The organism is Paraburkholderia sp. Ac-20336, from assembly GCF_017105025.1.
GTDB lineage: Bacteria > Pseudomonadota > Gammaproteobacteria > Burkholderiales > Burkholderiaceae > Paraburkholderia.
Window position 1 is genome coordinate 70766 of record NZ_JAAGPS010000003.1, and the last position, 25312, is coordinate 96077.

The 25312-nt window shown below is 60.2% G+C and carries 20 protein-coding genes and 2 pseudogenes; 11 read left to right on the forward strand and 11 right to left on the reverse strand.

The window, feature by feature from the left end; all coding sequences use genetic code 11:
* Positions 1 to 118 precede the first annotated feature (118 nt).
* Together GXB81_RS02910 and GXB81_RS02915 are read left to right on the forward strand one after the other, a co-directional pair.
* Positions 119 to 1444 (forward strand): MFS transporter, encoded by a 1326-nt coding sequence (locus GXB81_RS02910; protein ID WP_167044750.1) that lies wholly within the window; start codon positions 119 to 121, stop codon positions 1442 to 1444.
* A pseudogene (locus GXB81_RS02915) lies at positions 1444 to 1752 on the forward strand (catechol 1,2-dioxygenase); the annotation flags it as partial. The gene GXB81_RS02910 and the pseudogene GXB81_RS02915, both read left to right, overlap by 1 nt.
* Positions 1753 to 2059: 307 nt before the next feature.
* Here the strand turns inward: GXB81_RS02915 and GXB81_RS02920 are convergent.
* Complete coding sequence (locus GXB81_RS02920; protein WP_205988328.1) at positions 2060 to 2974, reverse strand: LysR family transcriptional regulator; 915 nt, start codon at positions 2972 to 2974, stop codon at positions 2060 to 2062.
* A gap of 171 nt (positions 2975 to 3145) precedes the next feature.
* Between GXB81_RS02920 and GXB81_RS02925 the strand changes: the two genes are divergently transcribed.
* Positions 3146 to 6583, forward strand: a complete 3438-nt coding sequence (locus GXB81_RS02925) for a molybdopterin-dependent oxidoreductase (protein WP_205988329.1) — start codon at positions 3146 to 3148, stop codon at positions 6581 to 6583.
* Positions 6584 to 6731: 148 nt separating this feature from the next.
* A complete protein-coding gene (locus GXB81_RS02930; protein WP_205988330.1) occupies positions 6732 to 8183 on the forward strand; it encodes a TIGR00366 family protein in 1452 nt (483 codons plus the stop codon).
* Between the two features lie 955 nt (positions 8184 to 9138).
* Here GXB81_RS02930 and GXB81_RS02940 read toward each other — a convergent pair.
* From GXB81_RS02940 to GXB81_RS02955, 4 genes and pseudogenes are all read right to left on the reverse strand, one after another.
* Positions 9139 to 9360: pseudogene (locus tag GXB81_RS02940) on the reverse strand (transposase); the annotation flags it as partial.
* A 117-nt stretch (positions 9361 to 9477) separates the two neighbouring features.
* Positions 9478 to 10770 carry an SUMF1/EgtB/PvdO family nonheme iron enzyme gene (locus tag GXB81_RS02945; RefSeq protein WP_205988332.1) on the reverse strand — a complete coding sequence of 431 codons (1293 nt, stop codon included), beginning with the start codon at positions 10768 to 10770 and terminating at the stop codon, positions 9478 to 9480.
* Positions 10771 to 10995: 225 nt separating this feature from the next.
* On the reverse strand, positions 10996 to 11790 hold the full coding sequence (fnr, locus tag GXB81_RS02950) for a fumarate/nitrate reduction transcriptional regulator Fnr (RefSeq protein WP_167044906.1): 795 nt from the start codon (positions 11788 to 11790) through the stop codon (positions 10996 to 10998).
* A gap of 236 nt (positions 11791 to 12026) precedes the next feature.
* Positions 12027 to 12494 (reverse strand): universal stress protein, encoded by a 468-nt coding sequence (locus GXB81_RS02955; RefSeq protein WP_167044732.1) that lies wholly within the window; start codon positions 12492 to 12494, stop codon positions 12027 to 12029.
* Positions 12495 to 12792: 298 nt separating this feature from the next.
* Here GXB81_RS02955 and GXB81_RS02960 point away from each other — a divergent pair, with 298 nt between their 5' ends.
* Positions 12793 to 13482 (forward strand): FCD domain-containing protein, encoded by a 690-nt coding sequence (locus GXB81_RS02960; protein ID WP_167281918.1) that lies wholly within the window; start codon positions 12793 to 12795, stop codon positions 13480 to 13482.
* 229 nt (positions 13483 to 13711) lie between these two features.
* Here the strand turns inward: GXB81_RS02960 and GXB81_RS02965 are convergent, their stop codons facing one another.
* Complete coding sequence (locus tag GXB81_RS02965; RefSeq protein ID WP_205988333.1) at positions 13712 to 14305, reverse strand: acyl-homoserine-lactone synthase; 594 nt, start codon at positions 14303 to 14305, stop codon at positions 13712 to 13714.
* Between the two features lie 154 nt (positions 14306 to 14459).
* Here GXB81_RS02965 and GXB81_RS02970 point away from each other — a divergent pair, with 154 nt between their 5' ends.
* On the forward strand, positions 14460 to 14777 hold the full coding sequence (locus GXB81_RS02970; protein ID WP_167044723.1) for an XRE family transcriptional regulator: 318 nt from the start codon (positions 14460 to 14462) through the stop codon (positions 14775 to 14777).
* Here GXB81_RS02970 and GXB81_RS02975 read toward each other — a convergent pair.
* Positions 14761 to 15465 (reverse strand): LuxR family transcriptional regulator, encoded by a 705-nt coding sequence (locus GXB81_RS02975; RefSeq protein ID WP_167044721.1) that lies wholly within the window; start codon positions 15463 to 15465, stop codon positions 14761 to 14763. The two genes, GXB81_RS02970 and GXB81_RS02975, sit on opposite strands and share 17 nt — an antisense overlap.
* Before the next feature lie 558 nt (positions 15466 to 16023).
* On the opposite strand from GXB81_RS02975, the gene GXB81_RS02980 reads away from it, so the two are divergent.
* From GXB81_RS02980 to araD, 3 genes are all read left to right on the forward strand, one after another.
* Positions 16024 to 17079, forward strand: a complete 1056-nt coding sequence (locus GXB81_RS02980; protein ID WP_205988334.1) for a dihydrodipicolinate synthase family protein — start codon at positions 16024 to 16026, stop codon at positions 17077 to 17079.
* Positions 17076 to 18020, forward strand: coding sequence for an SMP-30/gluconolactonase/LRE family protein (locus GXB81_RS02985; RefSeq protein WP_205988335.1), 945 nt, complete (start codon positions 17076 to 17078; stop codon positions 18018 to 18020). The genes GXB81_RS02980 and GXB81_RS02985 overlap by 4 nt, the downstream gene beginning before the upstream one ends.
* A gap of 137 nt (positions 18021 to 18157) precedes the next feature.
* A complete protein-coding gene (gene araD, locus GXB81_RS02990; RefSeq protein ID WP_205988336.1) occupies positions 18158 to 19918 on the forward strand; it encodes an L-arabinonate dehydratase in 1761 nt (586 codons plus the stop codon).
* 180 nt (positions 19919 to 20098) lie between these two features.
* Here araD and GXB81_RS02995 read toward each other — a convergent pair whose 3' ends face one another.
* Entirely contained in the window at positions 20099 to 20551 is a 453-nt protein-coding gene (locus tag GXB81_RS02995) for a DUF3005 domain-containing protein (RefSeq protein WP_167281923.1), read from the reverse strand.
* Between the two features lie 333 nt (positions 20552 to 20884).
* Between GXB81_RS02995 and GXB81_RS03000 the strand changes: the two genes are divergently transcribed.
* Positions 20885 to 21118: a hypothetical protein gene (locus tag GXB81_RS03000; protein WP_167044705.1), complete on the forward strand. Its 234-nt coding sequence runs from the start codon at positions 20885 to 20887 to the stop codon at positions 21116 to 21118.
* A gap of 106 nt (positions 21119 to 21224) precedes the next feature.
* The gene (gene epsC, locus GXB81_RS03005) at positions 21225 to 22151 is read left to right on the forward strand and encodes a serine O-acetyltransferase EpsC (RefSeq protein ID WP_167281925.1); all 927 of its coding nucleotides are present in this window, start codon (positions 21225 to 21227) and stop codon (positions 22149 to 22151) included.
* Positions 22152 to 22326: 175 nt separating this feature from the next.
* On the opposite strand, the gene GXB81_RS03010 is transcribed toward epsC, so the two are convergent.
* The 3 genes from GXB81_RS03010 to GXB81_RS03020 form a co-directional block, all read right to left on the reverse strand.
* On the reverse strand, positions 22327 to 22839 hold the full coding sequence (locus GXB81_RS03010) for a metal-dependent hydrolase (protein WP_167044700.1): 513 nt from the start codon (positions 22837 to 22839) through the stop codon (positions 22327 to 22329).
* Between the two features lie 159 nt (positions 22840 to 22998).
* On the reverse strand, positions 22999 to 23352 hold the full coding sequence (locus GXB81_RS03015) for a hypothetical protein (RefSeq protein ID WP_167044699.1): 354 nt from the start codon (positions 23350 to 23352) through the stop codon (positions 22999 to 23001).
* A 406-nt stretch (positions 23353 to 23758) separates the two neighbouring features.
* The gene (locus GXB81_RS03020; protein WP_167044696.1) at positions 23759 to 24910 is read right to left on the reverse strand and encodes a porin; all 1152 of its coding nucleotides are present in this window, start codon (positions 24908 to 24910) and stop codon (positions 23759 to 23761) included.
* Positions 24911 to 25312: the final 402 nt, after the last annotated feature.

The window sequence follows — 25312 nt, forward strand, 5'->3', positions numbered from 1 at the left end:
GGCATTTCGACCCGAGGATTCGTTAGTGGGCTAGTTCTATACCCTATTTATCAGTGTGCTGATCAATAGGGGTGGCAGTTTTGCCAGGCGTCAACTTTCATGTGTTTGGAGGCAACGAATGAGTACTACCCCTGTACGACCGAATGAGGCTGCCTTGGGCGGGCAGTCGATGTCCTGGCGCGACATCAAGACGCTAGGGCTCGCTTCCCTCGGCGGCGCACTCGAATACTACGACTTCATCGTCGCCGTATTCTTCACGAAGCTACTCGCTACCGTGTTCTTTCCGCCGCACACACCGGAATGGCTTGCCCAACTCGAGGTGTTCTGTATTTTCGCCGCCGGCTACCTCGTTCGTCCGATCGGGGGTATCTTCTTCGCCCACTTCGGCGACCGGATCGGCCGCAAGAAAATGTTTGCACTCAGCCTGTTCCTGATGGCATTTCCCACGTTGCTGATTGGCCTGCTGCCCAGCTATACGATGTTCGGCATGGCCGCGCCACTGCTGTTTCTGCTGTGCCGCGTCCTTCAGGGCCTCTCCGTTGGTGGGGAAGTTCCGGGTGCCTGGATCTTCTGCTCGGAACACGTGCGCCGTGACCGCGTGGGTCTCGCGTGTGGCCTGCTGATGTCGGGTCTTTGCACTGGCATCCTGCTGGGTGCGTTGAGCGCCAAATATCTGATGGGCAATCTCGATGCGGAGAGCCTGAGGAGTTGGGGGTGGCGCATGCCGTTCATCGCGGGCGGCGTCTTTGGGTTGATCTCCGTCTACCTGCGTCGCTACCTGCACGAAACGCCCGTCTTCGAAGCGCTGCGCGCCAAACGTGCCGCTGACTCGCGTTTGCCGCTGTCGGTCGTGCTCAAACATCATCGTGGTGCGATCGTTGTATCGCTGCTGGCCACATGGGTCTTCTCCGGCATCTTCGTGCTGTATTTTCTGTACACACCGACCTTCCTGCAGTCGCAGTTCCACTATGAAGCGAAAGCGGTATTCACCAACAACTCGTGGTCGATTCTGGGACTGATCATAGGCAGCACGATCGCAGGCTGGGTCGCGGACAGGATTGGCGGCGGCAAGGCGTACGCGCTGGGCAGCATTACAATGCTCGTTGTGACGGGCGCCTTCTACTTCGCGCTGACTTCCGGCAGTAGCGCGGTTTGGCCGCTCTATATCGCCGGCGGCTTCCTGATCGGTACCATTACGCTCGGGCCGTACATTATTGTGAAAAGCTTCCCGCCCGAGGTCCGCTTCACGGGTTTTGCACTGTCGTACAACACAGCCTACGCGATCTTCGGCGGCACCGCACCGGCAGTCGCCTCGTACATGGTGGGTCGGCAGGGCATCCTCATGGCGCCCGCCTGGTATATCGCCGCGCTCTGCGTACTCGGCGTCATCATTGGCTTCACCTGGCGTGCTCCAGTCCACGCCGACGTTGCATCCTCACATTGAGGCTGCTGGGCGCATTGGGTCGCCACGGAAATCGCCCTGCGCACCTGCATTTCTTTGCCACTTCGGACAGCTATCGCAAGTTGACCACTCAGTTCAACATCGAAGGTGATCCCCTGATCTGGAATGATTTTGCTTACGCGCCGCGCGAGGAACTGATTCCTCCCGTTACCGAAAAGCAGGGCGGGACGGAACTAGGTTTGAAGAACGATAACTACAGGGAGATCGAATTCGGCTTCGTCGTGATGCCGCTGGTGCAGGGCAGGGACAATCAGATCGTCGAACGTGTGCGCGCTGCGGTTGTAGCGTAACTCGTGGTAAGGGAGCACCCGGTTGCGCTGCGCGGTGCTCCCGTGATTGTCGTCGGATGACATGTATTAGCCTGGACCGGACCTGACAGGTAGTCGGAGAAGCGAAGTAAGGAATGCGATTCAGTGAGGAATCGGTTTCCCCCTGGCGAGTTCGAGTGAGTCGAGGAAGGTACGCCAAGGCGTCTTGACGTAGCACTATCGCCCCTGATGTTCGTGCTCATTGTTGTACCGCTCCGGTGGTCGTGTCACGCTGAAATGCGGCCTGCTGATCGCATAGGCGCGCCATCTCGGCCAGAGAACAGCACGTTTAAACCTTGAACAGAGGTTTCCAGGACCGGAGCAGGTGGCGAAATGCCCGAGCCTGAGGGCTTAATGAGTGACCCTTCCGCCAAACAGCGCCAATATCCATCGTCGGCAACTCAGCGCTAATGTCGCGGCGGCTTATGCGACGTCCCTCTAGCGACCACGGTCTATACACCAGGTCAGAGAGAATCGTGACCCCGTGATTCACAGCAACCAGGCTGCGAACCGCCTCGATTGAACGGCTTTGTATGTGGACTTGTGGAGCAAGTCCGTAATGTCCCCAGTACCTGTTGACCGTTACTATATGCCCATCCATGTCGAGCAGCAGAAATCTTTCTTTTGCAACGTCCTCAAGTGTGACGCGCTCGGCTGCCTGCAGCGGGTGGTCGGGTGCTGTCCAAAGGCGTCTCGGCGAGCGGAGAACGACCTCAAAGGTTAGTTCGTCGGCTGGCGCGACGTTCGATACTAACAGCAGCGCCAATTCCAATTTGTCGTGTATGAGAGCCTCTTCGATATCTTCGCGTGATCGCTCGACAACCTCGATATCCAGGTCTGAAAACCGCTGACGAAGCGATGTGACGAGCGACGGTAGGAGATATGCGGAGATCGTATCCGTCATCCCAACCTTGACGCGGCCAGATATCTGCACTGGAACTTCCTGCGCAGCTGACACGGCATCTTCAACCGAGCGGCTGGCTTGTTGCACATGGCGGAGAAATCTCTCTCCGGCGTCGCTTAGCCGTACGCCTTTTGCATGTCTTAAAAGAAGCTCTACTCCCAGGCTCTCCTCCAATTTTTGGAGCGCGATTGTCATGGACGACTGCGACACATTGCATAGGCTGGAAGATATCGAGATCTGACCCGTGTCGGCGACGGAGATGAAGTACTCGATCTGTCTAAGGGTGATATGAGTGCTCAAGGTGCAACCTCCAATGACCCTGGCGCGAACTCAATGAGGCCGACGACCAGTGTCACAGAAGAATACAACAAACGATATTGAAAAAAACGATATCAGGAGATTAGAAATATGAATTTGGCGATCAAATTGTGACTAGATAGGATTTCTTCGAAATAGCGAAGGAAGGGCAAGATGGAAGTAGAGGAAAAAAAAGGATATTGCACGCTGTGCAGATCGCGATGCGGCACGATAAACACCGTGAAGAACGATGTGCTGGTAAAGGTTCGTCCGGACCCGGACCATCCGACCGGCTCCGCAATGTGCATGAAGGGAAAGGCCGCACCTGAACTCGTGCATAGCCCTAATCGAAAGCTTTATCCGATGCGGCGCACAACGCCCAAAGGGTCGAGCGATCCAGGTTGGATGCGAATCACCTGGGAACAAGCTCTGACAGAGATTGCCGGAAAACTTCTCCAGTTCAAGCGGGAGAGTGGACCGGAGTCAATGGTGTTCGGTGTAAGCACGCCTAGCGGTACGCCAATGAGCGACAGCATTGACTGGGTGGAGCGATTCATCTGGTCTTATGGAAGTCCGAACATCTGCTACGCAACGGAAATATGCAACTGGCACAAAGACTTTGCGCATGCTTTTACATTTGGATGCGGACTTCCTACAGCAGATTATCAGTATGCTGATGTTATCGTCCTTTGGGGGACGAATCCGACCAACACATGGCTTGCTCAGGCCGATGCGATAGGACGTGGACGGCGCGCTGGTGCTTCGCTAGTCGTTGTAGATCCACGCCCGACGGAATTAGCGAAAGAGGCGAATGCATGGATGCGCGTGCGCCCGGGTACAGACGGCGCTCTTGCGCTCGGCATAGCCCGCCGAATGATTGAGATTGGCAATGTGGACTACGAGTTCGTAAAAAAATGGACGAATGGTCCCTTGCTCGTCCGGTCTGATAACGGAATGTTTCTTCGCGAACGGGACATTTCTCCGGGATCGTCTTCAAATCGTTACATGGCATGGAACGCTCTGAAGGGATGGAGCATGCCGGTCGCTTCTGAACTTCAACAATCGCCAGGCGATCTCGCTATCACGGGGGCGTATGAAATACGAACAATCGATCCGAAGGGGCGGACAATTTTCGTCCAGTGCGTTCCGGCCTTTCAGATTTACAGGGACGCTCTGGAAAGTTATACGCCCGACGCAGTTGAGCAAATAACCGGGGTTGAGCGGGCTGTTTTGCTAACTGTTGCGGGCATGTTGAAACCAGGTAAAAGAATTGCATACCACTCCTGGTCGGGCGTGGCTCAGCATACGAACGCCACTCAAACCGAACGAGCAATCGCCACACTTTACGCGTTGACCGGAGCTTTCGACACGCGAGGGTCGAACCGTGTGCTCACCCAGCAGCCTTATAACAGGATAAATGCTTTCTCTTTGCTTGATCCGTTGCAGGCGGCCAAAGCGCTCGGCTTGGGCGATCGTCCTATTGGCCCTGCAGCGCACGGTTGGGTAACAGCTCGAGATGTTTATAAAGCCATTATCTGCCGAGAGCCCTACCAGGTTAGAGGGCTTTTTGCTTTTGGAACGAATATGCTCGCTTCGCACGCTGATGCGGATTCGGCGCACGAGGCGTTGAGTTCGTTGGAGTTCCACGTGCACTGTGACCTTTTCGAAACGCCAACGTCTCGGTATGCCGACATATTCCTTCCCGTGAACACACCGTGGGAACGAGAGGCGTTGCGTTTCGGCTTCGAGATCAATGACAGAGCGGTTGAGTTAATCCAGCTTCGGCAGCGGATGGTCTCTCCCAGAGGCGAGAGTCGGGGAGACTACGAAATTGTTTTCGACCTTGCAAAACGAATAGGGCTGGAAAAAGAATTTTATGAAGGCAATGTCGAAGCAGGCTGGAATCATATGCTTGCTCCGCTCGGATTAGACATCGGTACTCTCCGAGGAGTACCAGAAGGTGTTATACGGCCGTTGGTTCAGAATGAGCGAAAGTACGCTTTTCCGACGGAAAACGGTTTGCGCGGATTTGATACGGAAACTCAACGCATTGAACTCTATTCCGAAAAACTGTTGCGACATGGCTATCCAGCAGTGCCCGCGTATGTCCCTCCTAATAAAAACCCGACACCAGAGAATAATGCGAACTATCCATTGATCGTTACTTCAATCAAAAATGGATACTACTGCCACAGTCAACATCGAAGCTTGGCTAGCCTTCGCCGGCGAGCACCGTATCCAGTCGTGGAGATAAGCGTTGAACTAGCTGAAGAGCGAAAAATCGTAGACGGAGATTGGGTAAAAATAAATTCTACTAATGGTTCAGCTCGTTTTCGTGCGCGTGTGATTAAAGCGTTAGCTCGTGATGTCATCGTCGCCGAGTATGGCTGGTGGCAATCATGCGACGAGATTGGCATGGAGGCAATGGCTGTTCGAGGGCCTGGGAACAGCAACTTCAACAAATTGGCGGACGGCACGGCCGGAGACCCTATCAGTGGTTCCTCGCCACTGCGAAGTATTCTTTGCAATATCGATCTTGATCCTTCGTATGACGTTATGCGAAGAGCGTGGCAAGGATTTCGCGATTTTTATGTGGCTTCAATCAAGGCAGAAGCAAGTGGGGTGCGGACGGTTACTTTAGCAGCCGTGGATGGCGGTTCTTTGCCGGACTATTTGCCAGGGCAACACATCACCGTGTCAGTTCCGTCGCTTGGCGAAGAGGGAACAACCCGGGCGTATTCTCTTGTCGGTCCGGCCGTCGAACCCGATCGGAAAACCTACAGTATTTCCGTGCGGCATCAACGCGGAACAGCTCGAAACGGGCAAGCCTTTGAAGGGGCAATGTCAAGCTACATCCATAACGTTCTCAAAGTTGGAGATCGCGTCTCTGTACGCTCACCAAGCGGCATCTTTACGTTGCCATTGACCTGCAGGCAACCGATTGTGCTAGTTGCCGGCGGAATAGGCATAACACCATTTATCTCCTACCTCGAGTCGGTCAAGGACTCCCCCGATGCGCCGGAGACGTTGCTCCTGTACGCAAACCTGAACAGTCGCACCCACGCTTACCGAGAGCGGGTGGCCGAACTAAAAGGGCACTTGTCGCAGTTCAAGGTGATTGATTGCTATAACCAGCCAGAAGGAGAAACGGCAGGCGTTGATTATGACCTTATGGGTTATTTGACAGCAAAAGACGTCGACGAAGACTTGATTCAAAGGCGAGCCAGATTTTATCTGTGTGGTCCCGATCGGATGATGGAGGCGTTTATTACAGGACTCACCGATCGCGGCGTTCCCTCCTTCGACATCTTCAAGGAGGCTTTCAAGTCGCCTTCCAAGCCTAACCTGGATGCGTCACAGCACTTCACTGTCCAATTTACTCGCTCAAATGTGTGCGCTGAGTGGTCCTCGGAGAAGGGGAGCTTACTATCTTTCGCAGAGAGCTTGGGAATCTCAATGCCCAGCGGGTGTCGAGTTGGACAATGTGAAAGCTGTGCGGTTCGTGTTGTGTCGGGGAAAGTTGACCACATGGGGGGGCATGGACCAGAGGAGGACGGTATGTGTTTCGCCTGTCAGGCTATACCGGCTAGCAAAATTGAGATCGAAGTCTAGCGAGAACCAATCATTGTCAGCAGGATGGTATGGACGATTCCAATCTATTTCCCTTAGCCATTGTAGGGAAAATCAGAAGAATGGCTTAAGGGCGCGGCGTAGCTGTTTTCACATAATCAGATTATCAAATTGGAGATCGGAGGCAGTCATGGAGCAGATATCAGGCAGAGAATTAGCAGGGGATAGCCGGCAGAACACGGTTGGAATGCTAGAGGGGGTCGCCGCGGCTATGACTCGGTGGTCAGAAAGATGGTTTCCGGATGCGTATATCTTTGCTGCGATCGCAGTTATTGTTGTTGCGGTTGGAGCGATGGCGATTGGAGCGCCAGTTAAAACGGTTGGGCGCGCGTTCGGTGATGGCTTCTGGACGTTAATTCCTTTCACCATGCAAATGGTCATCGGCGCTATCTCTGGATACGTAGTCGCTGTTTCTCCTCCGGCAGCGAAAGTGATGAATCGACTGGCTCGTTTACCGAGAGGGCCACGTTCTGCCGTTGCATTTGTCGCATTCGTGAGTATCTCCACATCGCTCCTGAACTGGGCAATCAGCCTGATCTTTAGTGGTCTATTGGTCCGGGTTCTCGCGAGGCGCGAAGATTTGCGCATGGATTACCGGGCAGCGGGTGCTGCTGCTTACCTGGGTCTAGGAGCCACATGGGCTCTGGGCCTAAGCTCTTCTGCGGCCCAATTACAGGCGAATCCGGAAAGCCTTCCTAAGGGACTGCTCGCTATCACCGGCGTTATTCCATTTTCCGAAACAATTTTTCTTCCACAGTCGTTCTTGGTGGTTGCTGTTCTGACAATAATTTCAGTCCTAATCGCATACTTTTCAGCGCCAACAGGTGATCGGGTACGCACTGCAGTGGATATGGGCGTTGACGTTAGTGACCAGGAGACGCGGTTAAGCGCTCCGGTTCGACCTGGAGATCGGCTTGACCACTCGCCGGTTATTACAATCATGATCGTCCTGCTTGGAGCAGTCTGGATATGGCACGAGTTCACTACGAAAAACCCTATACTCGCGATCTCAAACCTGAACACCTACAACTTTGTCTTTTTGATGCTTGGGATGCTATTGAATTGGCGGCCCAAACGCTTCCTTAATGCGATTGCGAAATCTGTGCCATCTACGGCAGGCGTCCTTATCCAGTTCCCGCTTTACGGCGGAATAGCATTCATCCTCACCAAGGCTGCCGTCCCGTCGGGTGTACCACTGTCCGAGCACCTTGCGCACTTCTTTGTTGCGATTTCTTCTCACTCCAGCTTCTCAGCAGTCATGGGCTTGCACTCCGCAATATTGGGATTCTTCATCCCCTCAGGTGGCGGTAAATGGATAATCGAAGCCCCTTATGTAATCGAGACCGCAAAAGCTGTGCAGGTTCATCTGGGTTGGGCAGTCACGGTTTATAACGCCGCTGAAGCGCTTCCCAACCTCATCAACCCTTTTTGGATGCTGCCGCTTCTAGGAGTCTTAGGATTGCGCGCCAGAGACGTAATCGGTTTTACGTTTACGCAGTTGCTAGTGCATTTTCCCGTTGTTATCTTCCTTCTTTGGGCTCTGACTAGCACTCTTCAATATCATCCACCTTGGATGCCTTAGAAATCCGGAGAACATAATTGTCGAATTTTTCGACATTATTATTTTATATTGATATGTAACCTAAGCCAAATAGTATGTTATTGCGTCTGAGATGGGATGATTCATGGTAAAAAAGTGAAGCAAGAATCTCTTTTGGAGGCCATGCAATCGCCTGGGGGGCTGAGCTGCACGGTAGAATCCCCTGGTGATTGCTATGGATAACTTATCGGTCTTATGCCAGATTCCGCCAATGTGCGTGGGGCAGTGGAATTGCGAAGGGGTTGTCAGCTATTTGTTCCGGCTGGCCAAAGCACATGCGGTTGCCGTCGATGATCTCGTCAACCGTCGCCATGCTCGGGATACGATTTCCGGAGATGGAGGCACTTTTCCTGGTGGAATCGTAGTGCCGCCGTTTCCCTGTTTGTGCGCGGACGTACGGAAAGGCTCGAAACGGCTCTGGCGATAGCAACAGGACTGTCCGCGGTCCGTTACCTTTCGCTTGCGGCGCTCGTGTCAGTGCTGGACCTGGCTGGGATGGCAGCCGATGGGCCGCGTCATTGTCCCGAATGTTTGCGCGAGAGACCGTATCCGGCGGCGTTTCGCCCGATTCTTTGGGATGTCAGTGTCGTTACCGTATGCCCGCGGCATGCGATGCGGCTCGCTCGTTCGACCTGTGGCAGTCCGCCAGCGCGTCGCCTTGGACTATGGTGGCGACGGCAGGTGCCCGGGGTGTGCGCCAGATGCGACAGTCTGGGCCTGTCATGTGCAAGTATCGGGGTTGAGTGAGTGACCGATGACGAAATGTGGGTGGCCGCTCAGACCGGGGAGATGATTGCAGCTCTTTCCGGCGGCGAGCGGTTTTCGGCTGATCGCGTCCAACAGGGCGTTCTCGCAATGGCCACTCGCATCGGGGACGGGCGTCCCTATCGCGCGGCGGCCGTCTGCGGTTTCAGTAAAGCGCGTCTGTTCGACTGGGTTCCGCAACCAGCTTCTTGAGCCGCGCATTCTCGTCCTGGAACTGCCTGAGTACGCGGACCTGGTTCGACTCCAGGCCAGCGTACTGCTTTTTTCATCGCTAATACGTCTGCTCGGATATCCCCAGCTGTCGGATCAGGTCCGCCACCGGCATGCCCAGCTCAGCCTGCTTGAGCGCCGCCACGATCTGCTCCACCGGGTACTGTTTGCGTTTCGTCGCCAACCTCCCGTGTCATGGGGAAAATTGCTCCGAAACACTAACACTCATTTCTGTCCAGGATTCCTGCAGCAGATCAATAAAGCGATAGCCGATTTTCTGCGTCAACTATCGCTTAATCCGTCAGGCCCTCACACAGCGGAACCCCGCATAAACATACTGATAATGCGGCTGAAACCAGTTGCGGAATTCCGGCCGCAGCATGCATGCCGCGGTACGCGCCGAGCCGCCTTTGAGCACGTAATGCTGTCCGTCGAAGAAGTTGGCCGAATAGCCGGGATAGAACGGAAACGCTTCGAAGCCGGGCAGTGCGTCGAATAACGTCGAGGTCCACTCCCAGCCATTGCCGAACTGACCTTCGACGCCGAACGTGCTGACGTTGTCCGGATGCGCGTCGACGGGTTGCGGGTCCCAACTGCGGAAGTCGAAATTGCCCGATGCCGCCAGCGGCGCGCCATGCGCGGCGCGCTGCCATTGCGCTTCGGTCGGCAGCGTCTTGCCGGCCCAGCGCGCATAGGCGCTCGCTTCGGCGTGACTCACGTAGACGGGCCAATCGAGCGGCAGCGGCACCTCGTCGAACATCGTGCGCAGCGTCCATTCGCCATGGTCGCTTCGCGCCGCGCGTTGCGACCAGCCGGCCGGATGGTCGATGCGCTCGGCTTCGCGCCACGCCCAGTCACGTGGCGACCACCACTTCGGCTCGCGATAACCGCCGTCCTCGATGAACCCGAGGAGCGCGCCGTTCGTCACCATATGGCGTTCGACCTCGAACGCGGGCACCTCGACCTGTCTTGCGCCGAATTCGTTGTCCCAGCCGAAGCGGCCGGCCTCGCGCGTCATGCCGAGCACGGCGGTCCCGGCCGGCACGCTCACCATCGACGACAACGCCCCGCGCCGCTCGGGACGCGTCGCCACGGCCTCACGCAATGCGGTGTCCTTCTGCGCGAGCGGCAACTGATGGAACATGTACGCGAGCGTTTCGGCATGCATCAGACGATGCTCGATCGCGACGTTGAGCAACTGCTCTGCTGCCTCGCCGCGAGCCACGTCGCCGAGGTTGTCGAGCGCGTTGTCGATTTGCCGCCGCGCGCGTACCGCGTACTCGCGCACCGTATCGAGCGAGGGCCAGTCGCCCGGCTCGTCGGTCGGATAGCCGCCGCCGACCGGATCGATGCCGAATGCGAAAAGCTGGTCGAGTTCCGGCGCAAACGCGGGCAGATCGAACAGACGCCGGCCGAACAGATTGCGATCGAAGGCTTCGAGGTGGCCGATATAAAACACGATGCGATGACGTTCGCGGATCGGCCGCTCATAGAGGTGTTCGGGTTTGACGACGGCAAAGAGGGCGTCGGTGATTCGACGCGCGTCGATCAGACGTTGCACGAGCGGGTGATGCGGAGCAGGGTCGCGATTCATTCGCCGGGTCTCCTAAGGCGGTCGAGCGGAGTTAGCGCAAGGCGCTCACTCCTGTCCCGCGCGAGCGGCTTGCCACGGGGGACGGTCCAAAAACTCTATCCGCTCGCAGGGCCCGTGCCAAGGTGAAAAGTGCGCGAAAAGCGCACGAAAAGCTGCGAGGAATACCGCTGGAAAAAGACGGCATACGGGCCCGTAAGCCCTTTCACGAGCGGGCCGACAGACGGCTCAAACCTGCCGCAGTCCTTCGATATCGACGATGCGAATGTGCTTGCCCTGCGTGTCGATGAGACCTTGCTTTTGAAATCTTGACAGGGTGCGGCTGACGGTTTCGAGCGTCATGCCGAGATAGCTTCCCATGTCCTCGCGCGTCATGCGCAGATTGAATTCGGCCCACGAATAGCCGCGCTGCGCATTGCGTTGCGATACGTCGAGCAGGAACGCGGCGACGCGTTCGTCGGCGGACAGCGAGCCGAGCACCATCATCTGCGCCGCCTCGCTGACGATCTGCGCGCCGAGCAGCTTGTGCATGCGTTCCTGCATCGAACTGATCTCGCGGCACAGCAGCTTCAGCGCGCTGTACGGCACGATGCAGACGCTGCTGTCTTCGAGCGCGACGGCACTGCACGCATGCACGTCCGCGCTGATGCCGTCGAGCCCGAGCGCTTCGCCGGCAAGGCGCAAGCCCGTGACCTGCTCGCGGCCGTCGCGATGAACCATCACCGTTTTCATCGAGCCCGAGCGCACCGCGTAGATGCTGTCGAAGTGGTCGCCGCTGCGATAGAGCGCTTCGCCGCGCTGCACGGAACGCGCCGAGCAGATCAGCGTTTCGAGCTTCGACAGCTCTTCCGGCGACAAGCCCTGCGGCATGCAGAGCTGCCGCATCGAGCAACTCGAGCAGCGCGCGGCGGTGCGTGCGGCCGGGGTCCGGCGGCTGCCGCGCGCGGGCGGCGCGCCGGTGGTGCGATCGGCCGTGCCGGTGGCGCGGGGTAGGGAACGGCTAGCAGCGGAAGAGGTCGGCATGGTCTGCGCGCGGTAAGCGTAAGGGTGAATCGATTGTCCCATCCGTCTTTGCACGGGCCGGGTGGCAAAGTGACGCGTGGGCTGGGTAGGCATTCTGCGAAGCCTGCGCGTTCACGCCGGAGCGGGACGATGAGCCGCCGGGGATTGCGCCGGTGGGTTCTCTGCCGGCAGACACGGCGGCCCGGTTGCCGCCAGGCATCGCGTTGTATGCGGTGCCCGGCGCATGCTGCAACAACTCAGGCGGATTCCTTCCCGGTGCCCGCGGCGGACGGAATCAGCAGCACCGGCAGCGTAGCCTGACGCACGCAGCGCTCGGCGACGCTGCCGAGAATCAGCCGCTGGAAGCCGCGCCGGCCATGCGTGCCCATCACGAGCAGATCGGCGCCGAATTCTTCCGCGGCCTTCAGCACGATATCCGACACATCGCCGAGCGATGACGCCTCGGAAACCGCCGGCTCGCCTCGCACGCCCTGGTCGGCCATGGCCTTCGAGAATTCCGCGCGAAGCTCCTGGCCTTCCTCGATCAGCCGGTTGCGCAGAATGGACGGATCGTAGCCGGGCGCCTCGAAATACATCGGCGTGTTTTCGACGACATAGAACGGCCGCAAAACCGCGCCATTGGATTTGGCCAGATCGAGCGCTGCTTCGAACGCACGGCGCGAGGTATTGCTGCCGTCGACCGCGACGAGAATGCGTGTGTACATATCGACTCCGCTTCTGAGAAATGCATTTGCCGCAACCGCTATGCAACAAACGTTGCAGCGGCCGGGCTCCTCGGTCTTTTATACCAACGAAGCTTAGATGATTGCCGGAAAAGATGCACTCGACCAGGATGTAAATCAAACATTTGCCAAATTTCGCGGCTCAGTCGCTGTGCGACGAGCGTTGCGGCGGCAAGCGCGGGCGATCCCCGGGAAAATACAGGGCGCATAAGTTTTCTCAAGTCGTCACAGGGTTGGCCTTACAATCAGACCATATTCAGACAAGTAGCCCAGTCCGCTGATGAACGATCGTAAAACCAGGGGCTTGCCCGACCAGATTTACGGCGACATTCTCAATCGCATTCTCGAAGGCGAGTACAAGGAAGGCGAGAGATTGCCGACCGAGCATGCGCTCGCCGAGCGTTTCGCGACCTCGCGGCCGACGGTGCGCGAGGCGCTGGCGCGGCTGCGGGCGGACGGCATCATTACGACGCGGCATGGCTCGGGCACGACCGTCGCGCGGCGGCCCGATCCGGACGTGCGCCGCTTCGCGCCGCTCGAAACGCTGTCCGATATCCGCCGCTGCTACGAATTCCGCATCGTGACCGAGGCGGGCGCGGCCGCGCAGGCCGCGCTGAAGGCCGATGCCGAGGACATCGCGGCGATCGAGCAGGCGTGGGACGAACTGGAGCGCATCATCGAAGCCCAGGGGATCGGCGCGAAGGACGACTTCATGTTTCATGTGGCGGTCGCGCGCGCCTCGAAGAACCCGTTTTTCATCACGGTCATGTCGTTTATCGAGGAGCAGATCGTGTTCAGCATGAACCTGTCGCGCAATCTGTCGCTCGTGAAAACGGTGGAGCGGCAGCGGCTCGTGCAGGCCGAGCATATGGCCGTGCTCGATGCGATTCGCCGCAGGGACGCGGCTGCCGCCGAGGCGGCGATGCGCGCGCATCTCGAGAACGCTCTCGAACGGATGTTCGGTTCCTGAGTCGGCGCGCATGCCGCCGGATTGGGTGTCGCGGTGGTCAAGCCACAGCCGGGTTGTTGTCAGGCTGCGAATCGGTGCCACAAACCGGGCTTGGAGTCGGATCGAGAGTCGGGCTTGGAATCGGGCGGAGAGTCGGAGCCGTCGATCAGACGGCGATCAGGGCTGCAAACCGTGACCGTCAAACGGTGTCCATAAACCGGGCCGCGCTCGAATTCGCTTCAGCCGGCGATCAGGCTGCCGCCGCGACCGGTCCGAACAATGCGGTAAGGGTCTTTTCGCTCACTGTAACGTTGAGTGCCACGGCACGCTCGACGCCGATCTGCATCGGCTCGCCGAGCCGGCTGATGTCGAGGCCGGCGCGGCGCAACATCCGTTCGATCGGTGTGGTTGTCACAGTGACGTAACGTGAGATGCCCATGCGCTGCGCGAAGCGCATGACTTCCTGGATCGCGCGGATCGTCATGTCCGTGAAGCCGAACGACTGTTCCTCGCCGCCGGTTTCGATCGCCCAGCGGCTCAATTCCCATATATGCCGGCCGACCGGCGCGGCCGCGCCGTGCAGCAGCTGCGGGAAGGTGTCCTTCAGCATATTGGGCCCTTCGGTCGGCATCAGCCGCCAACAGCCGCGCAACTGTTCGTTTTCTCCCTGAATCAGCATATAGTGCGGCCCGAGCGCATCGTAGCCGTCGATCTCCATGCCGGCGATGGTCGGGATTTCCCAGCCTAGCCGGCCGTGAAATACCCGGGCCCGCAGGCGGTACATCTCGTTGATGACCTCGTTGTCGAATTCCTGCCGCATTCCAATCCGGATCGTTGTCTGCATGACGTTCTCCTGAACGTGTTGGGGGTTACCAGTACGCAGGAAAACTTATGCATTTTGGGTCGTTCTGCCACCTACCTACCTGGATAGGTGTGGATGCTTATCGGGTCACGCAGAATTCGGACACGTATCCACACTCAACCTACAAGGCTCAAAAATGGAACTCCTCGATAGTCACTGGCAACCGCAAACCCATCTCCAGCCGCGCTCGGCGGACGTTTCCTCGGCAGTGGATCGCGTGCTGATCATTGCCTATCGCAAGAAGAAAAAGGAAAGCCAGCGCCGTTTCTGGGCTCGTTTCGGCGTCACGCAGTCGCGCGGCAGCCGCTTCGAGTCGGGCGCGGAGATTCCGGCACCGGTGTCGATTCTGCTGGGCCTGTATTTCATGAAGACGGTGTCCGACGCCGACCTCGGCCGCGCCGAACGCGTGATGTACAGCCGCGACGCCGCCGCGTTGCTCAACCCGGGTCAATAAGCCCGAGCTGCGCCGCAATCACGGCCGCCGCGCGCCGCGAATTCACACCGAATTTCGTCCTGATGTTCTTCATGTGGAAGTTCACCACGGCTTCCGAACAGTTCAGGATGTGGGATATCTCCCAGGTGGATTTGCCGCGCGCGGTCCATTTCAGGCATTCGCGCTCGCGCGGCGTGAGCTTGGGCAGCAACGTCTGGGCATGCGTATTCAGATGCCGCTGACTCGTGTCGATCACGAGATCGCGCAATAACACCAGGTTCGGCAGCACGGCGTTGAGATCGCGCCGGAATTCCTCGGATGGATTGCTGTCGTTGACGAAGCACATCATGCCGGCTTCCTGGTTCGGCCCATGAATCGGCAGCGACACACCGGAGCGCAGGCCGTACGAGCGAGCTTCCTCGTAAAGCGCCTGCTGCGCCGTGGTCGAGAAAAGGTCCGGCGTCCAGATCAGCGGCGCGACGCGCGACAGGCAATGCGCGACCGTCGGGTCGATATGAACCATTCCCGTATCGTCATACGTCTGCCGCCACGCGGGCGCGTAGGTGCTGCGCAGGTAGGCATCTTCCAGACGCATGGTGGGGCGCGGCAGCATGGCGATCAGAATCCTGTCGAAGCCCCACGTCTCGGCAAGGCCCGCGATCGCGCCGAACCATTCCGCCTCGTCGGCGGCGTCCAGTAGCGGAGCCATTTGCTCGATAAAATGTAGCGTCAATTTTGACTCTCTCAGGCTCGCAAACAACCTATTTGCGGTTAACGGCGGGCCGGTATTCCGCGTCCACCTGTTTTATCCACATAATCTAACACTAAAAGGTGAATTCTCGACGCGACGGAACCACAGCCATGAGACGGACAGTGCCCGTAGTGTCGCGAAAAAACATGCGTATTAAATTTTTAGACCATGCCGGGTTCATAGTCTATTGAAAATGCTCATTACGAAAAATAAAGAAATTTAATGCGTGTTATTGACAAAATTATTGCGGCTTCCTTTTGATTAATCGCAATTATCCAGCTTATTCGGGAGGCGGCTTAATTCGGCAGGGTTGCTGCTGTCCCGAAAAAGAGCCGCGATGACGCGCGAGGCGTCGCGCAGGCGCTATTGTCATACGAAATGGACAATTCGCACCTTGCCGTTGACATGGCTCGGACGGGAGACCGGCCTTGCTTCCGGCGGACCAGGTTGTTTGACATCGTCGCGATGCCGGTGCTACCGTCGAATCCCCCGTCCCGCCTGCCTGCGTGAACGATCATGAACGAAGCTCCGCTCCATGACAGCGAGTTCGCCGCGTCGGTGATGGCCGTGCCGCCGCTCGCGCGCCGCGCCGACTACACGCTCGACCCCGAACAGAATCTCGCGCTGATCCGCCATATCGAGGCCGGCGGTGTGCGTACGCTGCTGTACGGCGGCAACGCGAATCTCTATCACACCGCCGTCAGCGAATACCGTGAGCTGCTGGACCTGCTCACCGATGCCGCGAGCCCCGCTACGCGCGTGATCCCGGCGATCGGCCCCGACTACGGCAAGATGCTCGATCAGGCGCGCATTCTCGCGCAAACGCGCTACCGGACCGCAATGGTGCTGCCGCCTGGCGGCTTCACGACCGCCGAGGGCGTCGAGACGGGACTCGCGCGGATCGCGGACACGGCGGCCATGCCGCTCACGGTCTACATCAAGAGCGAAAACTACGTGGACGTCGACGCGCTCGCGCGGCTCGTCGAGCGCGGTACGCTGTGCGCCATCAAATACGCGATCGTGCGCGACGATCCCGCGCACGATCCTTATCTGCAAAGGCTGCTGCGCAGCGTGCCGGCCGCGAAGATCATCTCGGGCATGGGCGAGCGGCCGGCGCTCGTGCATCTGCGCGAGTTCGGCCTTGCCGCATGGACCACCGGTTCCGGCTGCATCGCGCCGCGCATGGTGATGGCGCTGCTACAGGCGGCGCGTCATGAGTGTGGCAACGAACGGAGCAACGAGCGACGTCATGAGCGAAGCAGCGAGCGGAATAACGAACGAAGCAACGAGCGAAGCAATGAACGCAGCAACGGCGGCGACCCCGTGCAACCTCTGTACGACGCGTTTCTGCCGCTCGAAACGCTGCGCGATGAAATCTCGTTGATCCGCGTGCTGCACGACGCGGTCACGTTGTCGGGCATCGCGAACATGGGGCCGCTTCTGCCGCTGCTCAGTTCGACGCCGCCCGGGCATCATGCGAAGATCGCGCAGGCCGCGCACATGCTGCTTGCGCGCGAGCGCGAATTCGCGCACACCCACCCGAATCTTTCTCACACTCAGGTATCCGCATGACCGACAACAGCCGCCGCTATCCCGATGCTTCCATCCGCGTGTTCGACCCGCGCTTCAAGTCGCTGATTGTCACGGCGGCGTCGGTCGAGTGTCTGTATCAGGGCGCGCGCTGGTCGGAAGGGCCCGTATGGTTCGGCGACGGCCGCTATCTGCTGTGGAGCGACATCCCCAACGACCGCATCCTGCGCTGGGACGAAACGACCGGCGCCGTCAGCACGTTCCGGCAATCGTCGAATAACGCGAACGGCCATACGCGCGACCGCGAGGGGCGTCTCGTCAGTTGCGAGCATCTGACGCGGCGCGTCACGCGTACCGAATACGACGGCTCGATCACCGTGCTCGCCGACCGCTATCAGAGCAAGCGTCTCAATTCGCCGAACGACGTGGTCGTGAAGTCCGATGGCTCGATCTGGTTCACCGATCCGACCTTCGGCATCGACAGCTTCTACGAAGGCGAAAAGCAGGCCTCGGAGTTGCCCGCGTGCGTGTATCGGATCGACGGCCAGTCCGGCGAAGTGTCGGTCGTCGCCGACGACGTGCTCGGCCCGAACGGCCTCGCGTTTTCGCCGGACGAGTCGCTGCTGTACGTGGTCGAATCGCGCGGCGAGCCGCGCAAGATCCGCGCGTTCGACGTCGACGCGAGCGGCAAGGGCGCGGCGCTGTCGAACAATCGCGTGTTGATCGACGCGGGTCCGGGTACGCCCGATGGTTTTCGCGTCGACGTGCACGGCAACCTGTGGTGCGGTTGGGGCATGGGCAACGACGAACTCGACGGCGTGCGCGTGTTCACCGCGCAAGGCGAGCCGCTCGGCCATATCGCGTTACCGGAGCGCTGCGCGAACGTATGCTTCGGCGGGCGGCATCGCAATCGCCTCTTCATGGCGGCGAGCCACGGCTTGTACTCGCTGTATGTGAATACGCAGGGCGTTCGCGGCGGTTGAGCGCGCGGCAATTCGCGAGCCCGATGCAGGCGTTTCGCGCGTAGCGGACGAGCGGCAAAAGAGGGAAGCGTGGAAAGCGCGGAAAGCGCGGCGCCAAGGCTGAGACACCGAGGCATGACGAAATCCTGGAGCAGACGTTGACGAAAAGAAAATCCCCCGAGGAGTTGCGCAGCCATCGCTGGTATGGCGTGAACGATCTGCGCTCGTTCGGACATCGCTCGCGCACCGCGCAGATGGGCTACAACCGCGACGAATACGCGGGCAAACCGGTCATCGCGATTCTCAATACGTGGAGCGAGATCAACGCGTGCCATACGCATTTCAGACAGCGCGTCGAGGAAGTGAAGCGCGGCATCTGGCAGGCCGGCGGCTTTCCGATGGAGCTGCCGGTGCAGACGCTCTCCGAGCCGTTCCAGAAGCCCACCACGATGCTGTACCGCAACTTCCTCGCGATGGAAGCCGAGGAGACGCTGCGCTCATATCCCGTCGACGGCGTCGTGCTGATGGGCGGCTGCGACAAGACCACGCCCGCGCTGCTGATGGGCGCGATCTCGATGGACCTGCCCGCGATCTTTCTTCCCGCCGGCCCGATGCTGCGCGGCAGCTGGAACGGCGTGACGCTCGGCTCGGGCTCCGACTCCTGGAAATACTGGGCCGAGCTGCGCGCGGGCACGATCACGCCGGAGGACTGGCAGGGCGTCGAAGGCGGCATTGCGCGCTCGCCGGGCCACTGCATGACGATGGGCACTGCATCGACGATGACGAGCGCGGCCGAAGCGCTCGGCTTCACGCTGCCCGGCTTCGCCTCGATTCCGGCGCCCGATTCGCGTCACGCGCAAATGGCCGCGCATACCGGCATGCGCATTGTCGAGATGGTGTGGGAGGACCTGAAGCCCTCGGACCTGCTCACGGCCGGCTCGATCGATAACGCGGTGACCACCTGCGTCGCGCTGTCCGGCTCGACCAATGCGGTGGTCCATATGATCGCGGTGGCGCGGCGCGCGGGTATCGGGTTGACGCTCGATCGCTTCGACGAGATCGCGCGCCGCACGCCGGTGCTCGCGAATATCCGGCCGACCGGCGCCTATCTGATGGAAGACTTTTTCTATGCGGGCGGTTTGCGCGCGTTGCTTGCGGAACTCGGCGAACTGATCGATGGCTCGCAGAAAACGGTGAACGGCCGCACGCTCGGCGAGAACCTCGCCGACGCACGCATTTTCAACGACGACGTGATTCGCCGCCGCGCCAATCCGCTGCTGCGGGACAGCAGTCTCGCGGTGCTGCGCGGCAATCTCGCGCCCGACGGCGCCGTCATCAAGCCGGGCGCGGCCGAGCCGCATCTGCTCGTGCATACCGGGCGCGCGGTCGTGTTCAGCGACTACAACGACATGGCCGCGCGCATCGACGACGATGCGCTCGATATCGACGAGACCTGCGTGATCGTGTTGCAGCATGCGGGACCGGTCGGCGCGGGCATGCCCGAGTGGGGCCAGTTGCCGATTCCGCGCAAGCTGTTGCAAAAGGGCGTGCGCGACATGGTGCGTATTTCGGACGCGCGCATGAGCGGCACGAGCTATGGCGCGTGCGTGCTGCACGTGGCGCCGGAGTCGTTCGTCGGCGGGCCGCTCGCGCTCGTGCAGAGCGGCGATCTGATCGAACTCGACGTGCCGCGGCGCAAGCTCGACGTGCTCGTGTCCGACGACGAACTCGCGCGCCGCAAGGCCGCGTGGGTCAAGCCCGAGCCGCGTTTCGCGCGTGGCTACGGCGCGCTGCATCAGACCCATGTGTTGCAGGCCGACCGCGGCTGCGACTTCGATTTTCTGCAACGCGGCGGCGCGCAGGACCCCGCGGCCGGTGCCACCGGCGAGGGCCGCGCGGGCGAGCCGGAGATTCACTGAGGCGCGTGTCGATATGCCACGGATACGCCACGGATAGGCCACGCGATACCTGCGCCGCCTCCGCACGCGAAACGCCAGGGCGCGAGATATTGAAACGCCGCGTGCTTGCCTGTTGATTGATTAAGCGGAATAAACGCGGCAATTCAAACGCGAGCCCGTGTTGCAATACGGGCTCGTCGCTTATTTCAGCCGGTGTAATTCGATCACGCGCGTGGGCCGCAAATGATTGAGCGCGTAATGAATGCGGCCACGCTCCTGACGTTGCCCGACGGGGCGTGGATCATCGTATTGATGGTCCGCCGAATAGGCGCCCTGCGGTGCGGTCATGCCCTTGTCGATGACCGCATAGCCCGGTTCGAGCGCAAGCAGCAGATGATTGCCGCCGGGCCGGCTGTCGAAGCCGGCCATGCCGTCGAGCGCCTCGGGCACGCTGTTCGCGAGCGTCGCATTGCTCGTGATGATCTCGTCCGGCGAGATCGGACTGTGGCCCGCGATGCGCGCGGCTTCGAGGTTCTTGCCGTCGGTGTCGACGGTGCTGTCGTGCGTGCGCTCGTTGTGCAGATCCGTCGATTTCGGGTCCTTCACAGCGGGTTTCGTGCCGGCGTTTTCCGGCCTGGTGATCGCGCTGTTCATCGTGCATTCTCCTGCAGAGGATAGGGTGGAAAGCAGCAAAAGCCGTTCCGGGTGACACGGCGCCTCGGCGCTGAACTCGCGATGCGCATGCCCTGTACTTTCATGCGACGGAGGTTGTCTCGCGCGATCGAATGGCGATGGCGTCCGTGATTCTTTTCGATTTTTTTAATGAACGCCTATTTTCTACAGAGTATGATCGTACTCCGGCGTGCCGTGTACGGTGGCACTGACGCCGCGTTCCGGCTGTTCCAGCATGGCCGGAAATAACTAACAACAAAATGGCCGCGCGACTGAATACATACATGTTACGGGGCTGTCATGGGCGGGTGACACATGCACTTCGATGCTGCATTTACACATCGCGGCTATCTGTTGAATTGCGAACCGGCACGCACGGGCGACGGAAGCTGGCAACCGTATGTGGTGATCTCGCGCTCGAGCGACGGCGAACTGGTCGCCAACCGTTTCTTTCCCATCGAACTCCGCTTCCCCGACGAAGCCGGCGCCATCGCGCATGCCCGCGACTGGGCGGTGCGCTGGATCGACGCGAGCAGCATGACGATCTGAATGGCGCGACCGCGCTGTGCAAGCCGTATCGCGCGGGCCGCGTTAAAACGCGGTAATCTTTGCGGATAACCACTTCGAACCGTGCTTGCCGCACGGCGCTGTCTTTATGTCCAACGTGCCCACCCAGAACTGGGGTCTCGAACAGATCGTCGCCGACCTGCGCGCCTCGCGCGAACAATTGCATCGCACGCGGCATCCGCTCGGCATTCGCGAACTGCCGTCGCGCGACGCGATCGTCAATATCGTGGCCGGCCTGCGCGCGGCGCTGTTTCCCACGCATTACGGCGCGCCCGATCTGACCGACGAAACCGTCGACTACTACGTCGGCCATACGCTCGAAAGCACCTTGCGTTTGCTTGCCGCGCAGATTCGCCGCGCGCTGCGCTTTCTGCCCGAGTTCGGCGAGACGCCGGACGCCGAGTTGCAGGAGCGCGCATTCGCCGTGGCGCGCGAATTCGCAACGCAATTACCGGGCATTCGTGCACTGCTCGTCAGCGACATTCAGGCAGCTTTTACCGGTGACCCCGCCGCACAGCACATCACCGAGATCCTGCTCTGCTATCCGGGCGTATGGGCGATGACGCATCACCGCCTCGCGCATGCGCTGCATCGGCTCGGTGTGCCGCTGCTCGCGCGCTTTATCAACGAGATCGCGCACTCGGCCACCGGCATCGATATTCATCCGGGCGCGACGATCGGGCCGAGCTTCTTTATCGACCACGGCACGGGCGTCGTGATCGGCGAGACCGCGATCATCGGCGAGCGCGTGCGCGTGTATCAGGCGGTGACGCTCGGCGCGAAGAGCTTCGCCGCCGATGAGAGCGGCGCGCTGGTCAAGGGCAACGCGCGGCATCCGATCGTCGAGGACGACGTCGTGATCTACGCGGGCGCGACGATCCTCGGACGCGTGACGATCGGGCGCGGCTCGGTGATTGGCGGCAACGTGTGGCTGACGCATAGCGTGCCGCCGGGCAGCAGCGTGTCGCAAGGCAAGGTGCGCGAAGGCGAGCGCGGTGACGAAGGGCGGCAGTGACGCGTGCGAGGTGGGGTGCGCGCGGTGGGGCGCGAAGTTTGCGCGACTCGCGGCGCGCGTGCCGTGCAGAGTGCGAAGAACGGCGAGTGCCGATGCACGATCGCGCGCGTGCGCATGTGCAGCACGGGGCATGACTTCCGCATGAGCCCCGCGTGAGCGGCCTGTAGCGACCCGCTCACCCCACCCGCCAATGCCGCAGCCACGGCAGCCCATGCGCGCCATGCAGCAGCACATGATCGCCGATCAACCACGCTGCGGCCCACGACGCCGCCACCACGATCAGATCGCAGTGCCCGCTATTCCATAGATTCAACGAATGCCGTCCGGCGATCCACGGTACGCCGAGCGGATTCGGCCAGTCGGCGAGCAGATGCATGAGCCCGCCACACGCGAAACCGAACGCCGGCGCGGCATAGAGCGAATGCCCGAGCGAGCGGTACGACAGCACGAGCAACGCGAGCCATGCGAGGCCCCAATGCGTGAGCGTGCGATGCGTGATCCACAGACGCCGCGCGCGCGACCACCATGCGACTTCGAGCCAGTCCGGCGCGGTGCCGCCGGCCACGCCGGCGATAAAACTCAGCAGCACGCCCGGATGAAGCAGGCCGCCGCTGCCGCGCGCGACGATCGCCGCCGCGATGACGCCCGCCGCAAAACCGGTTGCATGATGTGCCTTGCTGGATGCCATCGAAACTCGCGACACGAGCGCCGCGCTAAAAAACACAGGGCGGCTATGTTCGCAGATGAGCGCATAAAAAAATAGCCGATGCGCGAGATAAAAATTCGCGCATCGGCCTCGCGTTCACGCCGCTTATAACGCTGACGGCATGAGCGATCGATGCAAACCTCAGGTCGCGCAGCGCGCGATGTCGAAGCGCAGTTCCTCTTCGGGCGGATCGTTCGGCGCATTCGCGGGACGCATCACCTTGATGACAGTATTGCCGTTGAGCGGCGTCAGCGTAATGAAGTAGGAGTTGTTCGAATCCGCGCCGACCGCGAGTTCGGTGGAGTCGCCCGCCTGCGAGGTGCGCACGCGTGACAGACGATCCTGCAGGCAGGTGGCGATGGATGTAGCCGTGCGTGGCGACGACACATAGACGAGCGGCGCGGACGCATCGCGCGCGGGACCGCTCGACGAGCCGCAGGCGGCGAGAGTGGCGGTGATGGCAACAGCGGGGGCAAGCAGAAGAAGTCTTTTCATGATCCGATCGTCGGCGTTCCCGGTCGTGCATGGGAAGATGAGGCGCGGGCGAAGCGCGCTGCGGCGACGCGCAATGCAATGCTTCGCGACGAAGCCGCGATACACCGTCACGGCGGCGCGGCGGTGTATCGTGGCCGGGGCAGTATACCCACCGCACGCGGGCAGCGTCACTATGCGCGTTCGTTTGTCGATGCGCGCATGAGCGTGTTCAGCGCAACGACGGCGGATCGTAAGGCCCATGAAAAAACCCGCGGCGCGATCGTATCGCGCGCGGGCCGAAGCGCGGCTCGGGTGGATGAACCCGCGCCGCGCGTACTGCGTGGAAGATGGCAAGCGAAGCCGCAGTCACCGCGAGGCGCACGGCCCGGAAGCGGTACCTGCAAGCTGTGCTGCCTGGAGGCGTTGATTAGAAGCGGTGACGCAGACCGACGGCCGCCGCAACCTGATTGCCCGTCGACGACGGCGCGAGCGTGTTGATCGACGCGACGTTCGTGCCGAAGTTGCCGAGTTCGCCCGACGCATGCTGATACACGCCTTCGACATACACGTCGGTGCGGCGGCTCAGCGAGTAGTCGCCTTGCAGCGAGACCGTGTGCCACTTCGGATCGCCCGAGCCGTTCGAGCCCGTCATCTTGCCGTCGGTGAACGTGTACGAAGCCGCGAGGCTCAGTGCCGGCGTCAGCGAGTAACGGCCGTTCACTTCGTAGTTGTCCAGATGCAGGTTGGTGCCCGCGATGCCCGGCAGCGTCGCGCCGCCGACGTTCACGCCGGTGATGCCGTCGAGTTGCGTATGCGTATAGACAAAGCCCGCGGTGGCCGGGCCGTACGTATAGTTGATGCCCGCGCCGAACGTGCGTTGCAGTTCGGCCGCGACTGCCGCGGTGCCGTCGCCTTGCGACACGGCGCCGTTCAGGTTCGCGCTGCCCGAGTTGTTCAGTTGCAGATAGGCGGCTGCGAAGCTGAGCGGGCCGTTATCGTACGAAGCGCCCGCGCTCCATGCGCGATTGTTCGCGAATTCGCCGGCTGCATTGCTGAAGCCGTACAGGCCGCCGAACTTCAGGCCCGCATAGTTCGCGCTCGTGTACTTCACAGCATTCTTGATCGAGAACGAGCTGGCGAGATTGTCGTTGTCGAACGGGTGGGCCGCGAGATTGTTGCCGAAGCCCGCGCCCGCTTCGGACAGCGGCGCCAGATAGTCGCTCACCGAATCGTACTGACGGCCGAGCGTCAACGTGCCGAACTGGTCGCTCTTCAGGCCGACGAACGCCTGGCGATTGAACATCGTGCCGTTCTCTGCGTTCCGCCCGTTGTTCAGGTTGAAGCCGTTTTCCAACGTGAAGATCGCGTGCAGACCGCCGCCGAGGTCTTCGCTGCCGCGCAGGCCGAAGTACGTGTTCGACAGCGAGCTGCTGCCTTGCTGCCAGTTGGTGTGGCCGCCCTGGTTGTTCGAGTAGACGAGGCCCGCGTCGAGCGAGCCATATATCGTGACGCTGCTTTGTGCGTGTGCGGTGACGGCGAAGGTGCCGACCAGACCTGCGGCAATGAGGGTTCTTTTCATCTAGGGATCACTCCGGGATAGGGCATGGACAATCGGATTCCAGTGCGCTGACTGGCGATTCGTGACGAAGTGTAATTGCCGTTATGCGGATATTTAATTCCGCGTACTACAACAATTAATTCTCAAATTAGAGATAGTGAGAATTGATCGCCTAAGTACAGGCTGGCAAAAGAAAAATAATCTTTGCAATTAATGGGCAGAGGGCTTGTCAAGCCACTTGACGTTGTCCGGCAGCGACGGCTTACGGCCTGTCAGGCAGACTGGAGCGCGCCGCGCACCGACTTCATGACGGGCGATTCGCACTGTTTTTTGCAATGCAGTCTTCCGGTGGTGACGTTAAATCGTCAGAGCCGGCCACTTATAATCGTGAAAGACCCCTATGACCAAGGGTGTCTTTTTCAT

Bases quoted from the DNA above. Each gene is read 5' to 3' on its own strand.
- GXB81_RS02910 (WP_167044750.1), top strand. From the start codon at position 119: ATGAGTACTACCCCTGTACGACCGAATGAGGCTGCCTTGGGCGGGCAG.
- GXB81_RS02925 (WP_205988329.1), top strand. From the start codon at position 3,146: ATGGAAGTAGAGGAAAAAAAAGGATATTGCACGCTGTGCAGATCGCGA.
- GXB81_RS02930 (WP_205988330.1), top strand. From the start codon at position 6,732: ATGGAGCAGATATCAGGCAGAGAATTAGCAGGGGATAGCCGGCAGAAC.
- GXB81_RS02945 (WP_205988332.1), bottom strand. From the start codon at position 10,770: ATGAATCGCGACCCTGCTCCGCATCACCCGCTCGTGCAACGTCTGATC.
- fnr (WP_167044906.1), bottom strand. From the start codon at position 11,790: ATGCCGACCTCTTCCGCTGCTAGCCGTTCCCTACCCCGCGCCACCGGC.
- GXB81_RS02955 (WP_167044732.1), bottom strand. From the start codon at position 12,494: ATGTACACACGCATTCTCGTCGCGGTCGACGGCAGCAATACCTCGCGC.
- GXB81_RS02960 (WP_167281918.1), top strand. From the start codon at position 12,793: ATGAACGATCGTAAAACCAGGGGCTTGCCCGACCAGATTTACGGCGAC.
- GXB81_RS02965 (WP_205988333.1), bottom strand. From the start codon at position 14,305: ATGCAGACAACGATCCGGATTGGAATGCGGCAGGAATTCGACAACGAG.
- GXB81_RS02970 (WP_167044723.1), top strand. From the start codon at position 14,460: ATGGAACTCCTCGATAGTCACTGGCAACCGCAAACCCATCTCCAGCCG.
- GXB81_RS02975 (WP_167044721.1), bottom strand. From the start codon at position 15,465: ATGGCTCCGCTACTGGACGCCGCCGACGAGGCGGAATGGTTCGGCGCG.
- GXB81_RS02980 (WP_205988334.1), top strand. From the start codon at position 16,024: ATGAACGAAGCTCCGCTCCATGACAGCGAGTTCGCCGCGTCGGTGATG.
- GXB81_RS02985 (WP_205988335.1), top strand. From the start codon at position 17,076: ATGACCGACAACAGCCGCCGCTATCCCGATGCTTCCATCCGCGTGTTC.
- GXB81_RS02995 (WP_167281923.1), bottom strand. From the start codon at position 20,551: ATGAACAGCGCGATCACCAGGCCGGAAAACGCCGGCACGAAACCCGCT.
- GXB81_RS03000 (WP_167044705.1), top strand. From the start codon at position 20,885: ATGCACTTCGATGCTGCATTTACACATCGCGGCTATCTGTTGAATTGC.
- epsC (WP_167281925.1), top strand. From the start codon at position 21,225: ATGTCCAACGTGCCCACCCAGAACTGGGGTCTCGAACAGATCGTCGCC.
- GXB81_RS03010 (WP_167044700.1), bottom strand. From the start codon at position 22,839: ATGGCATCCAGCAAGGCACATCATGCAACCGGTTTTGCGGCGGGCGTC.
- GXB81_RS03015 (WP_167044699.1), bottom strand. From the start codon at position 23,352: ATGAAAAGACTTCTTCTGCTTGCCCCCGCTGTTGCCATCACCGCCACT.
- GXB81_RS03020 (WP_167044696.1), bottom strand. From the start codon at position 24,910: ATGAAAAGAACCCTCATTGCCGCAGGTCTGGTCGGCACCTTCGCCGTC.